Below are 12,453 nucleotides of genomic sequence, written 5' to 3' on the forward strand. Positions count from 1 at the left end.
CGGAGCCGGCCGCCTTCAGCTCCCGGCGCGGGCTGGGAGGGGCTCGGGCAGACCGCCCGCGTCGGGAGCCGGGTGGGGAACCTTGTTGAACCGGTCGGCAAACCGGCCGGCCATGATGGAGCACACAAAGAGCTGGAGCTGGTGGTAGAACATGATGGGCAGCACAATAAGGCCCAAGGCCGGATGCGCCCCGAACAGCAGCCGGGCCATGGGCACGCCGGAAGCCAGGGTCTTTTTGGAGCCGCAAAAAATCGCCGTGATCCGGTCTTCTTCCGAAAAGCCGCACCAGCGCGACACCTTGGACGAGACCAATAGGGCCGTCGCCAGGAAAATCGCCGCACCGGCCAGGGTCAGGAAGATGACGCCCAGGCCGTTGTCGCGCCACAGCCCCGAAGCCGTGGAGTCGCAAAACGAGCTGTAGACAAGCATCAGGATGACGAGCTTATCAAAAGTATTGATGCATTTCTTGTGGCGCGAAGCCAGATTGCCCACCATCGGCCGGGCCACCTGCCCGAGCACGAAGGGCAACAGCAGCAGCGTGGCGATGTTGAGCATGGCCTGCCCCAGCGACAGCCCGCCCGTGGCCCCACCTTCCATGGCCAGGCCGATGATGGCCGGGGTGAGCACGATGCCGAGCAAGCTCGACAGCGTGGCGTTAAAAATCGCCGCCGGCACGTTGCCCTTGGCGATGGCCGTCATGGCCACCGACGAGGAAATGGTGGACGGCAAGGCGCACAAATAGAGAAACCCGAGCATCAGCCCCTCGGGAATCAGCCCGCCAAAGGCGAATTTGAACGGAATATAGAGCAGCGGGAAAACAACGAAGGTCAGGGCCTGCACCAGCAGATGCAGCCGGACGTTGGCCAGCCCGGCCAGAAGCGACCGGGTGGAAAGAGCCAGGCCATGCAGGAAAAAGACCGCGAAGATGCCGACGTCGCTGGCCACGTCGGCGTGCATCGCTCCACCGGCTGCCCCGAATTTCGGAAAAGCGGCCGCCAGAAGCACCGCCGTGAGCATCCCCGCCAAAAACCAATCCGAAGCCATCTTGCGCAACAGTTTGCCGACCATCGTTCCCGCTCCTTGCTTTGGGTGACGGTCTTGTAGCCCTGGACGTCTGGTCCGTCTTGCGCCAATATGACAAATCATAGCGAGAAACGGACATGCCGCGCGAACGCACCCCCCCGCCGCTGACCCGACTGCCCCGGCTCGTCTTCGGGCGCAGCGAAGCCCTGCCGGCCGACTCCCTGGCCCGGGCCCACAGCCATCCCTTCGGCCAGCTCTCCTACGCCGGCGAAGGGGTCATCGAAGTGACCACGCCCGTCAGCAGCCACGTGGCCCCGCCCCGGCGGGCCGTCTGGGTTCCGCCGGGGCTGCTCCACGAAGTGACCACCACCCGGCCGGCGGCCATGCGCAGCCTCTACATCCGGGCCGATCAGACCATCTTTTGCCCGCCGCGCTGCCTGGTGCTGCGGGTAACGAGGCTTGCCCGGGAACTCATCCTGACCGCCGCCGCCCTGCCGCCGGACTATGACGAGGACGGCCCGGCCGGCCGGTTGGCCCACGTGCTCCTCGACCAGCTGGCCACCCTGCCCGAAGCGGACTTAAGCCTCCCCTGGCCGGCCGACCCCGCCCTGGCCGCCCTGTGCCGCGAGCTGCGAGACGCTCCCGACGACGACCGCGACATGGACGCCCTGGCCAGACAGGCCGGCATGAGCGGGCGCACCCTGGCCCGGCGGTTCGAGGCCCAAACCGGCCTGCGCTTCGGGGCCTGGCGACGCCGCCAACGCCTGCTCGCCGCCCTGGGCCGGCTGGAAGCCGGAGACAATGTCACGGCCGCCGCCCTGGAAAGCGGCTACGCCTCGGTGTCGGCCTTCGTGGCGGCGTTTCGGGACATGTTCGGGGCGACGCCCGGGACGTTTTTACGACAGCGCAAACAGGAGGGAGGAATCCCATGACGGACATCCGCTTTTGCGACGGCGGCGCGGAACTGCTCGATGCCATCGAACCGCTGTGGCGGGCGCTCTCCGAGCACCACGCAACCATCAACCCCGATTTCGCGACGTTGTTCCGGCAGCGGCCCTTTATCGTGCGCAAGCGGGCCATCCTGGACAAGCGGCCGGCCGCCCTGCTCGTCCGGCTGGCCTTGGCCGACGACACCCCCGTGGGTTACTGCGTCGCCGCCCTGGGGCCCGACGGAGCCGGAGAGATCGACTCCATTTTCATCGCCGCAGCCCATCGGAGCCAAGGAATTGGCGAATCGCTCCTGCGCCATGCCCTTGACTGGCTCGACGCCCGAGGCGCGACCGGCGTCAGCGTGGCCGTCGTCCCCGGCAACAACCGGGCCCTGGCCTGGTACGGCCGGTTCGGGTTCGCGCCGAGGCTTACGACCCTGACGCGACTGGCGGATCGGGCAGAACCTTGATGGCGACAAGCGTCACGTCGTCTTCGGGCTCGACCTCGCCGAGAAATTCCCGCAGCCCGGCCAGGACGGCGGTCACGATGTCGGCGGCGGGCTTGTCGCTGTGCCGACCAAGCAGTTCCCGCACCCGGTCCTTGCCGAACATCTCGCCCTTGTCGTTTCGCGCTTCCCACAGACCGTCCGTGGCCAGCAGGGCCACCTGCCCGGGAAGGAGCCCGGCGGCGCTGTTCTCGGCGTAGCGGGCCTCGGTGACGATGCCCAGGGGCGGGCCGCCCTTGTCCGGGATGTCGCCGGTCAGCCCCGTGGCCGCGTCGTAGAGCATGATGGGGTCATGGCCGGCCCGCACCCAGTGCAGGCGCTTTTTCTCGATGTCGATGGCCAGGTAAAAAAGCGTCATGAACCGGCCGGAATCGGCCAGATCAGCGCACATGAGGCGGTTGACGTCGTCGATGACCGCAGCCAGGGACCCGGGCTGGAAGGAGCGCATCCGTAAAAATGCCCGGGCCGTGGTCATGAGCAGGGCGGCGGCGATGCCATGGCCGGTGACGTCGCCGATGATGACCCCGAAACGGCCTTGCTGCTCATTGGGCGCGTGGATGAAATCGTAATAATCGCCGCCGGTTTCGTCGCTATATAAGCTCGTGCCGGCGATGTCGAAGCCAGGCAGGCCCGGGGCGGCCTGGGGCAGCAGGTTACGCTGCACCTCCTCGGCCAAGGCGAGCGCCTGGCGCAGCAGCTCGTTTTTGCGTTGAATCTCCAGCTTGGCTTCGTTTATCTCTTGATTGATGGAGCGCATGAGCGCCTGGGAACGCTCCTTCTGGGCTTCCAGGCGCGAGCGGGCCTGGGTGGCCCGGTCCAGGGCGCGCGTCAGCGACCGGACTTCACGAGCCAGGGCCTCGGCCTCGCCGGCCGGACAGGGCAGCTCTTCCAAGGGCGCGCCGGCGGCCGCTTCGGGGCGGTCGCCGCCCAGCAGCACGGCGACCAGGGAGCCGTTTTGCAGATGCAGCGGCAGGCCCGGAGCCGAGGGCGCGATCTCGCCGTGGCAGGAGAAGCCGGCCACGGGCGTTCCCGGCGGCAGGGCGGCGGCCAGGCGGTCGATTTCTTCCGACGACTTGGTGCCCAGGATGTCCTTGCGGGTGGAGCAGGAAAAAAGGAGCACGCCGGCCGGTCCGGGCCGCATGGCCCGGGCGTCGGCGGCCAGCCCCTTGGCCATGACTTTGATGTCGGCCAGCATGTCGCCCCGCGTGGCTTCGGCCAGTTGCACCATGGCCCCCTCGGCCACGCCGGCCGGGAACTGGATGCTGCCGTCGCCCTCGCTGTAAAAGGCCGGGGCGCGCAAAATAAACGTGTCGGATTTTTCGCAGGTGACAGCCAGGGGCAGCTCCACCGCCGGCTCGGCATGGGGGCCGAGGTAGCGGCGGTAGAAATCCAGGGCCGTGCGCTCGCCGATGCGGCTGACCACATTGCCGGACACGCCGGTGACCCGCGCCCGGTCGCCGATGGGCCGCCAGCCCTTGGACACGCGCATGGCCAGGGGGATGTCGCCGGCCAGGAGCAGAAAGGGCGCGTCGTGGAGCAGGATTTCACGGCCGGCGAACTGGCGCACCGGCCGCCGGTCGGCCAACTGCCGGCCGGCCACGCCGCCAAGCACCAGGCAGTCCGGGCCAAGGGCCTGGCCCAGGGCGCGGCTTAGATCCTCCACCCCGCCCCGGCCGCCGTCGGGAAAGGTCAGGCACAGCACGGGATCTGCCCCGCCAAGGGCGGCCAGGGCTTCGCCCGCCGCCCGGGCGGCCGCCGCACCGAGATCCGCGCCGGGAACGGCGAAATCCCGGACCACGCCGACCGAGGCCCGGACGTTCTCGCCGCCAAAGGCAATGAGCAGCACGGCGTCGTCGGTGACGCCGCCGGTTAAGGACAGCTCGCCGCAGGAGGTTCCCCCGGCCAGGGGGACGCCCGGAAAGGCGGCTTCCACGCCGCGCAGCAACTCGCCGTGGTCGTAGCCCACCCCGGCAAAAAGCAGCAGGCCTGCCGGCGCGGCCCCGCCAAGGCCCCGCCGGCAGGCCTCCGCCGCCCCGCGCACGGCGCAGGCGGCGTCCAGACAATTGGCGTGTCCAACAGCCATACGCAGCATGGGAACCTCCTGAACCGGCCGGTGAAACGACACCGGCCAGTCTAGCCGTTGTCGTCGAGGCGGCGACAAAAGGCAAGACGCGGCGCGCCTGAAAGGCTTCCCCTCCCGGGCGCGCCCGCTTTTAAGCGTGGAGCTTGCCCAGCACCCAGGCCATGTTTTTGCCCAGGTTTTCCATGGTGGTCATGCCTTCTTCGTCCGACGACACGTCGCCGGGGGCCAGTCCCCTCCCGAGATTCCAGTAGCTCGAACCGGCCACCACCACCTGATTGATGAGGTAGAAGTGGTTGATGGCGTCGAACACGGCAATGCCACCGCCCCGGCGCACGGCCACGGCCGAGCCGCCGACCTTGCGGGCGAAAAAGCCCCCGTTGGCCAGGGCCACCATGCCGGCCCGGTCGATGATGGATTTCATGTTGCTTGTCACGTTGGCGAAATAGGTCGGCGAACCGAGGATGAGGCCGTCAGCGGCCCGCATCTTGTCGATGAGGTCGTTGAGCCCGTCTTTTTTGATGGCGCAGTGGCCGTCTTGCCTCTCCCAGCATTTCATGCAGGCGATGCAGCCGAGATAATTGATGCCGTGCAGCTCCACCAGTTCGGTCTCGATGCCGGCGGCGGCGATGGGTTCTAGGGCCTTTTGCAGCATGAGAAACGTGTTGCCGCCCTTGCGCGGGCTGCCGTTTATGGCCAGAACTTTCACTTCGCTTCTCCTTTCTTCAGGGCCTTGCCCACGCTCCAGGCGTCGGCCACCTGGTTGCCCAGGGTCCAGTAGCGGTTGTCGGGCATGGTCAGCAGCAGGGGATTCCATTTTTCCACGGCGATCTTGCCGTCCGCCGCAATGGCCTCGTCGGCCCAGACCGTCTTGATCTCGCCGATAAAAAAGGTGTGGGTGGCCAAGTCCACGGCCTGATCAAGAACCACCTCGTAACACAGCGGGCATTCCCGGATCAGGGGCGCGCCGGGCGTGTCGCCGTAATAGACGTCGAAGATCGCCGACTTGTCGGCGTTTCGCCCCGAAGCCAGGCCGCAGTAGTCGGTTTTCTCCACCAGGTCCGGCCCGGGAAAGCACAGGGAAAAGGCCCCGGTTTCCTGGATGCGGCCATGGGTCCATTGGCGGTGGTTGATGCCCACGCCAATGCGGGGCGGCTTGATGGTGACGCGGGTGATCCAGGCGGCGGCCATGAAATTGGCCCGCCCTTCCGCCAGGGTCCCGACCAGGGCCACGGGCATGGGCGGCAGCTGGTTGGGGTCAAGGCGCACTTTTTCCATACTACTTCAGCTCCTTGCCGATGGAGAACCCCAGGCCCAGGTTGGCGCCGAGGCCGTAGTAGTGCCGGTCTTCCGGGGCATAGACGATGGGGTCGATCAAAAGCGGATCGGGCTTGCCGTCCTTCATGGCCGCCTCGTCCACCTTCACGTCCATGACCTCGCCCACGAACATGGTGTGCATCCCGAGATCTTCGATACGGATGACCTTGCATTCGAGCACCAGGGGACATTCGGCCACGTAGGGCGCGTCCACCAGTTCGCTTTTCACGGCCGTAAAGTTGCACGCCGCGAACTTGTCGGCGTTTTTGCCCGAGACGATGCCGCAGTAATCCACCTTGGCCACGTCCTTGGCCGAGGCGACATTTATGGTATAGGCCTTGCGCTCCATGATGGCGGCGTAGCTATGGCGGGGCTTTTGCAGCGAGACGGTGACGCACACCGGCTTGGAGCAGCAGATGCCGCCCCAGGCGGCGGTCATGAGATTGGGCTTGCCCTCGGCGTCATAGGTGCCGACCAGCCAGGCCGGGGTGGGCAGGGCCATGGTCTTGGAACCGATGGAAACTTTCATGAAAAACTCCTTTGTCCGGCCTACCAGCCGTTGCGATGGATGCGTTCGGGCTTGAAACGGTCGATCTTCTTGAATTCCTGGGCCGGATGGCCAAGGACCACCAGCGCATGGGGCGTAACACCCTCGGGGAGCTGCAACAGCCCGGCCATGGCCGTCATGCGCTCCTGCTGCGGATACAGCCCGCACCACACCGACCCGATACCCAGGCCCCGGGCGGCCAACATGAGGTTTTGCGTGGCCGCGGCGCAGTCGAGCACCCAATTGCCGGGGTATTTTTCCAAAGACAGCTCGGCGCACACGATCACCGCCGCCTGGGCGGTCTTGCACATGGCGGCGTAGGGATGGATGCCGGGGATGGCGTCGAGCAACGCCCGGTCGGTCACGGCCACGAAATGCCAGGGCTGGGCGTTGCCGGCGCTGGGGGCGGCCATGGCCGCGCGCAGCAGGGTTTCCAGATCGGCTTCGGCCACGGCCGCGTCGGTGTATGACCGGATGCTGCGCCGGGTATAGAGCGCTTCGAACAGGTCCATGGGGCCTCCTTGTCGGTTTCCGCTTTACGCTAGGGGGAAATTCTGCCAGTATGCCCAAAAAAGCAAGTAGGCACATTTAAGTTCAGTAGTATCCTTTTGGATACCATGAAAAGGAGCGGCGTCATGGGCGAACCCGGAACCATTTGCGGCCGGCGGCGTTGCCTGGGCAAGGAATATTCGTGCAGCATGGAGCTGTCCCTGGCCGTCATTGGCGGCAAGTGGAAGCCGCTTATCTTGTGGCATCTGCGCGAAACGCCCACCCTGCGGTTTTCGGCCTTGCGGCGCACCATGCCGGCCATCACCCAGAAGATGCTGACCCAGCAGCTGCGCGAACTGGAATCCGACGGCCTGCTCACCCGCACGGTCTTCGCCGAGGTGCCGCCCCGGGTGGAATATGCGCTGACCGACCTTGGTCGGGGCATCATTCCCATCTTGGAGGCCTTGTGTCGTTTCGGCAAGGAGTTCGAGGCCCGCTTCGGCGTGGAAGCGGCCGACGCCCCGGCACCGGCGGCGGCCGAGCGCTGAGCCGCCCTTCCTTGCCGTGTCCCTGAGCGTTTTGGCGACAGCCGTATGCTTTTTGCCCATATTTCATACCACATCTGTATACTTTATTGTCACCTGCCATGGTCTGAAATGAATCATAAAAGCGCAACACACTGTCTTTCATAATCAATTTCAAATTGCCCACTGCTGGCACGGCCTATGCTCAAGGGGGACCATCGCATCAAGGAGGACCACCGTATGCGCACCGTCTTTTTCGCTCCGGCCGCCCTGGCCGCCGCCCTGATCCTCTCCCTGCCCGCCGCTTCCCGCGCCGCCCAGGAACACACCGGCCATGTCGCCGACCCAGCCAAGCCCGCCGCCCCCGCCCCTGCCGTGGACCCGGACAAGGCGTATCTGCTCAAGCAGGAATTCACGGCCAAGACCGCTGAATTGCGCGGCAAGATCAAGGCCCGCGAAGCCGATCTCGAAATTTTGCTGGCCACCAAGCCCGGCGACGAGGCGGCCGTCAAGAAGCTTGCCGGCGACCTTGCCGCCCTTCGCGGCCAGCTGGCCGAACAGACCGTGCTCTTCCGCCTGCGCTACGCCAAGGAAACCGGCACGCCCATCCGCCAGACCCTGCACCTCGGCAGCGGCCATGACGGCATGATGACCGGCATGGGCGAAAGCGGCATGGACTGCAAGATGATGGGCAAGGGCCAGGGGAAGGGCATGATGATGGGCGGCATGGACCACGGGGCCATGGAGCATGGGCCCGCCAACGCCCCCGCGCCGGCCGCGCCGACGCCGCCGGCCCCAGCCGCCAAGCAATAATTCTACACGACGCTCCTCCCCCAACCGGCCGTCGCCCCTCCCCCAGGGCGGCGGCCGGTTGGCGTTTGCCGGCCCCTGTTCCCTTTCGTTTCCATCGGTTGCCTCGCCACGGCCCGGCTGCTACCCTGTCCCGGACCATGCACGCGCCATCCGCCCCCCCTGCCGCTGCCAGCGCCGAACCGTCCCGGCGCACGTTCTGGATGCTGCTTACCGTCGTCCTGGCCCTGGCCGCCGGGCTGCGGCTGTGGCAGCTCGACACGCCCCAGCTGTGGGAAGACGACTACCTGAACCTGAGCCGGGCCGCTCTGCCGGCCTCGACCATCATCGCCGTCCAGCAGAAACTCGGGCCGGCCGACACCATCTACGATCTTCAGCCGCCGCTCCAATTCCTTATCGTGCGCGCCGCCCTGGCCGTCCACGACAGCGTGCTGGCCGCCCGTCTGCCCTCCCTGGCCGTCGGGCTGGCCTCCATCCTGGGGCTGGCCCTTTTGGGCGCGGCCTGCGCCGGCCGCCGGGCCGGGCTGGTCGCCGCGCTGTTGTGCGCCGGGGCGCTCTTTCACATCGACATCTCCCGGGCCATCAAGCTCTATGCGCCGTTTTTCGGGTTTTTCGTCTTTTCCATGCTGCTGCTGCCCCAGGCGCTTGCGGCACCACGCCGTCGGCCCCTGCTCCTGGCCAGCTATGCGGCCTTGACCGCAGCCATGCTCTGGGCCGGCTACCAGGGCGCGCCCATCCTGGCCGCCCAAGGGCTGTGGGTCATGCTCCTCTACCTTGGCCGCAAGCCGCCTTTTGACGGCCCGGACCGGCTGATTCGGCTGCTGCCCGTGGCCCTGGCCATGGCCGTGGCCACGGCCGCCTGGCTGCCCATCGCCCGGGGCCCGTTTATTTTACAAGGCTTTCTAGCCAATCCCCAGGCCTCTCTCACCAGCGGGTTGACTCCCGCCTTTTTCGCCGACATCCTGGGCGGCTTTTTCCATATCAGCTACCCCATCTCGCCGGTTACCGTGGCCGGCGTCGCCGCCCTGGCCGCCCTGGGCCTTGTCACGTACCGCAACGCCACGACGCTGCTGGTCGTTCTTTGCGCCGCCGTCCCGGCCGCGACCATCCTCACGAGCAAATCCGACCTGCGTGAGCTGGTCAATTGGCGGCACCTCATCGCCGCCCTGCCGGCGGTCTGCATCCTGGCCGGGGCCGGGGCCTCGCGCCTGGGCGGCCTTTTCGCCCGCGCCCTACCCGCCCGGCTGGCCCCGGCCGGGGCGCTGGTCGTGGCCGGGGGACTGGCCGGTCTGGTCCTTACCGCACCGCTGTCCCAGCTTGGCGAATACGCCCGCCGCAGCCTGACCAACGACCGGGACTTTTTCCGCTATGTCAGCCGCGCCACCGGCCCGGAGGCCGCCCTGGCCTTCACCGGCTGGCAGCGAAACGCCCGGGCCTTCGCCGCCCGCTGGCACCTTGGCGACGATATGGCCGGTCCCGGCGACTTCGACCACCCGGGCTACCGTCGCGTACTGCTCGCCGACCAGGTTTTCGCCCCGAGCCAGCGATTGCGCGCCGCGCCCGAAGGGGCGCTTTTGGCCTCCTGGAGCGCCGCCGGCTTGCAGTCGCGCCTAGCCCTGGCCGGTTTTCCCAGCCGCGCCCCGCTGCTGCTTGTTCCTAACACCTCGGGCGCGGCCGGCTACAGCGACGATTTCCGCGACCACAAGGCCTATCGCGACGCGTTTTCCCTGGGCAACATGGTGGCTGACGCCGAAGTGGGGCTCCTGCGCCCCTTGCGCTCCAGCCAGCCGGCCGCCGCTACCTGGCGCTTCGATCTGCCCCCGGGTTCGCCGGCCCCCAAGGTCACGGCCGCCGTCGAGGCCGCTCTCTACAAACGCCACCCGAGCCTGCCGGCCGACTCGCGGCTGGTTATCGAGGCCAGCGCCGACGGCGCGACATTTACGCCGCTGGCAACCCTTGGCCACGACGATTTCCTGCTGCCCGACGGCACGCCGCGCCTGGAGAAACGGCGATTTTACGAGGAAGTGCCCTTCTATCAAGGTGTTGTGCGCACGGCCCGGGCCGAGGTCGATCTGACGCCCTACCTCGCGGCCGGCTCGGTCCGGCTGCGGGTACGCTATCTGCCGGGAACCAGCGAGGGATTGCTGGCCCTGGCCGGCGTCACCGTCACGGGCACGGGGCTGGCCCCGGTCCCGGACGGCGGGCTGGCATTCTACGCCGCCAATCTGGCCCGCAATTGCGCCTCGCCGGCCTACGCCCCGAACGTGACCATCCTTGGCCCCCGGGCCATGGTCTTTGCCGCCCCGAACCATGCCGCCCTGGCTCGGGAATTGCCCGGCGGCGCGGCGGTCAATGCGCCCGAGGCCCTGGCCGCCTTTAGCGCCGCCCAACCGGACACGCCCCCGGCCTACATCCTGCCCGACGCCGCCGGGAAACCGGCCGTGGTGGTGGCCGACCCGGCCCTGGGGCCGGGCCGGGGCGGCGCGCCCCTGTCCGACGCCGCGCCGGCAACCGGGCTGGAGCTTGCCGGCGACGCGCCCCTTGACGTGCGGACCCTGACCCTGGCCGGTCGGATAAACGCCCCGATCCTGACCGTTGGCGGCGTGCCTGTTCCCGTACCCATTGCCGCCCCGGACGGGACCGTGGCGCGCCTGACCCCCGGCGGCCAGGGGCTGTTGAGCTTTACCCCGGACTTCGATCCGCCGGATTTCACCGACCGCCCCACCGCCCATTCCCTGAACATGGAAGCGTCGGATTCCTACCCGGGCTATGCCGGCGGCGTGCGCTGCCGGGCCGGCACGGACTGTTGGTTTGAATACGTGTTCGTGTCGGCCTTTCCCGTCACCGAACTGCGCGTCATGGCTTATCCGCGCCTGTACGGCGACGCCGGGACCAAACGGCAATGCGCGGTGTCCTACGCGGCCGACGGCGGCCCGCCGACGACCATGCTTTCGGCCGAGGCCGAACACGTAGGCCAGTGGAACCGGATGTTCGACCGCCGCTTCGCCCGGGTGCGCCTGCCCAAGCCGGCCACCCACGTGGTCGTTCGCTTTACCCTGGTGGCCGAACCCTCGGCCGAGTTCTGGTCGCCCACACGCCCCATCGACCGCATGGCCATCGAGGCCGTTCTCGACGCCAGAACCCTGCCCCCCTTGGCCGTGCCGCCAGGCCGCAGCGAACTGACCCTTTCCGGCGGGCCGGGCAACGATTTCCGGGTCTGGTTTTCCGACCGTGCGCCCGGCCGGGAACGGGTCTGGCCCGGGGACTAGGGGGTCTTGCCATCGCCTGCCGCCGGCGCTACAAGGCGGCCGTTGTCCTCAGGGCGGGGTGGAAGTCCCCACCGGCGGTATCCCGGCTTGTCCGGGGAGCCCGCGAGCGCCCGCGACGCTTACGCGTTGCGGGGTCAGCAGACCTGGTGCGAAGCCAGGGCCGACGGTCACAGTCCGGAAGGAAGAGGAAAGACGGCATTCCCCGCCGCCGGAGTGTCCGGCGCGTGGCCGGCCGGATGCGCGCATCCGGTCTGGTCGTCTCTTTGTCCGCCCTGATTCTGGCCCATAAATTCTTGTTTCGGAGAAAGCCATGAATCAGCCGTTTTCCAATATCGACGCCGCCATCGCCCGCACCCGGGCCGCCATCGAAGCCATGCGCCAGGGCCGGGGCATCCTGGTGGTGGACGATCTGGACCGCGAAAACGAGGGCGACCTCATTTTCGCCGCCGACACCCTCACCGTGCCCCAGATGGCCATGCTCATCCGCGAATGCAGCGGCATCGTCTGCCTGTGCCTGACCGAGGAAAAGGCGCGCCAGCTCGAGTTGCCGCCCATGGTCGCGGTCAACACCTGCAAAAACGGCACGGCCTTTACCGTCACCATCGAGGCGGCAAAGGACGTGACCACCGGCGTTTCCGCCGCCGACCGGGTGACGACGGTCAAGACCGCCGCCGCAGCACACGCCAAGCCCTGCGACCTGGCCCGGCCCGGCCACGTGTTTCCGCTTATTGCCCGCCCGGGCGGGGTGCTCTCCCGTCGCGGCCACACCGAAGCCACGGTGGACATGTGCCGGCTGGCCGGACACGGCCCGTGCGGGGTGCTGTGCGAGCTAACCAACCCTGACGGCACCATGGCCAAGGGCGACGAGATCGCGGCCTTTGCCGCGACCCACGATTTCCCGCTGGTCAGCGTCGCCGACATCGTGGCTTTCCGCCAGGCCACGGGCGACTATTAGCCGG

Annotated in this window: 12 protein-coding genes and 1 riboswitch; of the genes, 6 read left to right on the plus strand and 6 right to left on the minus strand. The window is 67.7% G+C overall.

The genetic code is table 11. The features are described from left to right. Window positions 1-15 precede the first annotated feature (15 nt). Window positions 16-1,068 (minus strand): bile acid:sodium symporter family protein, encoded by a 1,053-nt coding sequence (locus tag C3Y92_RS15485; RefSeq protein ID WP_129354014.1) that lies wholly within the window; start codon window positions 1,066-1,068, stop codon window positions 16-18. A 92-nt stretch (window positions 1,069-1,160) separates the two neighbouring features. Between C3Y92_RS15485 and C3Y92_RS15490 the strand changes: the two genes are divergently transcribed. Both C3Y92_RS15490 and C3Y92_RS15495 read left to right on the plus strand, forming a co-directional pair. Further along, window positions 1,161-1,955, plus strand: a complete 795-nt coding sequence (locus tag C3Y92_RS15490) for an AraC family transcriptional regulator (protein ID WP_129354016.1) — start codon at window positions 1,161-1,163, stop codon at window positions 1,953-1,955. Beyond that, on the plus strand, window positions 1,952-2,422 hold the full coding sequence (locus C3Y92_RS15495; RefSeq protein ID WP_129354018.1) for a GNAT family N-acetyltransferase: 471 nt from the start codon (window positions 1,952-1,954) through the stop codon (window positions 2,420-2,422). The genes C3Y92_RS15490 and C3Y92_RS15495 overlap by 4 nt, the downstream gene beginning before the upstream one ends. Here C3Y92_RS15495 and C3Y92_RS15500 read toward each other — a convergent pair. The 5 genes from C3Y92_RS15500 to C3Y92_RS15520 form a co-directional block, all read right to left on the minus strand. Further along, complete coding sequence (locus C3Y92_RS15500) at window positions 2,382-4,550, minus strand: SpoIIE family protein phosphatase (RefSeq protein WP_129354020.1); 2,169 nt, start codon at window positions 4,548-4,550, stop codon at window positions 2,382-2,384. The two genes, C3Y92_RS15495 and C3Y92_RS15500, sit on opposite strands and share 41 nt — an antisense overlap. 121 nt (window positions 4,551-4,671) lie before the next feature. Next, window positions 4,672-5,247 (minus strand): flavodoxin family protein, encoded by a 576-nt coding sequence (locus C3Y92_RS15505; protein WP_129354022.1) that lies wholly within the window; start codon window positions 5,245-5,247, stop codon window positions 4,672-4,674. Next, on the minus strand, window positions 5,244-5,816 hold the full coding sequence (locus tag C3Y92_RS15510; protein WP_129354024.1) for a flavin reductase family protein: 573 nt from the start codon (window positions 5,814-5,816) through the stop codon (window positions 5,244-5,246). Before C3Y92_RS15510 ends, C3Y92_RS15505 begins: the two co-directional genes overlap by 4 nt. Window position 5,817: 1 nt before the next feature. Further along, window positions 5,818-6,384, minus strand: coding sequence for a flavin reductase family protein (locus C3Y92_RS15515; protein WP_129354026.1), 567 nt, complete (start codon window positions 6,382-6,384; stop codon window positions 5,818-5,820). A gap of 20 nt (window positions 6,385-6,404) precedes the next feature. Further along, window positions 6,405-6,914 (minus strand): nitroreductase family protein, encoded by a 510-nt coding sequence (locus C3Y92_RS15520; protein ID WP_129354028.1) that lies wholly within the window; start codon window positions 6,912-6,914, stop codon window positions 6,405-6,407. Window positions 6,915-7,037: 123 nt separating this feature from the next. Between C3Y92_RS15520 and C3Y92_RS15525 the strand changes: the two genes are divergently transcribed. The 4 genes from C3Y92_RS15525 (at window position 7,038) to ribB (ending at window position 12,449) form a co-directional block, all read left to right on the plus strand. Continuing rightward, window positions 7,038-7,439 (plus strand): winged helix-turn-helix transcriptional regulator, encoded by a 402-nt coding sequence (locus tag C3Y92_RS15525; RefSeq protein WP_129354030.1) that lies wholly within the window; start codon window positions 7,038-7,040, stop codon window positions 7,437-7,439. A gap of 216 nt (window positions 7,440-7,655) precedes the next feature. Continuing rightward, on the plus strand, window positions 7,656-8,228 hold the full coding sequence (locus tag C3Y92_RS21710) for a hypothetical protein (RefSeq protein ID WP_129354032.1): 573 nt from the start codon (window positions 7,656-7,658) through the stop codon (window positions 8,226-8,228). A gap of 137 nt (window positions 8,229-8,365) precedes the next feature. Beyond that, a complete protein-coding gene (locus C3Y92_RS15535) occupies window positions 8,366-11,494 on the plus strand; it encodes a glycosyltransferase family 39 protein (protein WP_129354034.1) in 3,129 nt (1,042 codons plus the stop codon). 40 nt (window positions 11,495-11,534) lie between these two features. Further along, window positions 11,535-11,688, plus strand: a riboswitch (FMN riboswitch). A gap of 116 nt (window positions 11,689-11,804) precedes the next feature. After that, entirely contained in the window at window positions 11,805-12,449 is a 645-nt protein-coding gene (ribB, locus tag C3Y92_RS15540; RefSeq protein WP_129354036.1) for a 3,4-dihydroxy-2-butanone-4-phosphate synthase, read from the plus strand. The last annotated feature ends 4 nt before the right edge of the window (window positions 12,450-12,453 follow it).

This window comes from Solidesulfovibrio carbinolicus (assembly GCF_004135975.1).
GTDB classification, from domain to species: Bacteria; Desulfobacterota; Desulfovibrionia; order Desulfovibrionales; family Desulfovibrionaceae; genus Solidesulfovibrio; species Solidesulfovibrio carbinolicus.

What these genes read in the sequence shown, in the direction of transcription:
- C3Y92_RS15485 (WP_129354014.1), bottom strand. Translation starts at nt 1,068, where the DNA reads ATGGTCGGCAAACTGTTGCGCAAGATGGCTTCGGATTGGTTTTTGGCG.
- C3Y92_RS15490 (WP_129354016.1), top strand. Translation starts at nt 1,161, where the DNA reads ATGCCGCGCGAACGCACCCCCCCGCCGCTGACCCGACTGCCCCGGCTC.
- C3Y92_RS15495 (WP_129354018.1), top strand. Translation starts at nt 1,952, where the DNA reads ATGACGGACATCCGCTTTTGCGACGGCGGCGCGGAACTGCTCGATGCC.
- C3Y92_RS15500 (WP_129354020.1), bottom strand. Translation starts at nt 4,550, where the DNA reads ATGCTGCGTATGGCTGTTGGACACGCCAATTGTCTGGACGCCGCCTGC.
- C3Y92_RS15510 (WP_129354024.1), bottom strand. Translation starts at nt 5,816, where the DNA reads ATGGAAAAAGTGCGCCTTGACCCCAACCAGCTGCCGCCCATGCCCGTG.
- C3Y92_RS15515 (WP_129354026.1), bottom strand. Translation starts at nt 6,384, where the DNA reads ATGAAAGTTTCCATCGGTTCCAAGACCATGGCCCTGCCCACCCCGGCC.
- C3Y92_RS15520 (WP_129354028.1), bottom strand. Translation starts at nt 6,914, where the DNA reads ATGGACCTGTTCGAAGCGCTCTATACCCGGCGCAGCATCCGGTCATAC.
- C3Y92_RS15525 (WP_129354030.1), top strand. Translation starts at nt 7,038, where the DNA reads ATGGGCGAACCCGGAACCATTTGCGGCCGGCGGCGTTGCCTGGGCAAG.
- C3Y92_RS21710 (WP_129354032.1), top strand. Translation starts at nt 7,656, where the DNA reads ATGCGCACCGTCTTTTTCGCTCCGGCCGCCCTGGCCGCCGCCCTGATC.
- C3Y92_RS15535 (WP_129354034.1), top strand. Translation starts at nt 8,366, where the DNA reads ATGCACGCGCCATCCGCCCCCCCTGCCGCTGCCAGCGCCGAACCGTCC.
- ribB (WP_129354036.1), top strand. Translation starts at nt 11,805, where the DNA reads ATGAATCAGCCGTTTTCCAATATCGACGCCGCCATCGCCCGCACCCGG.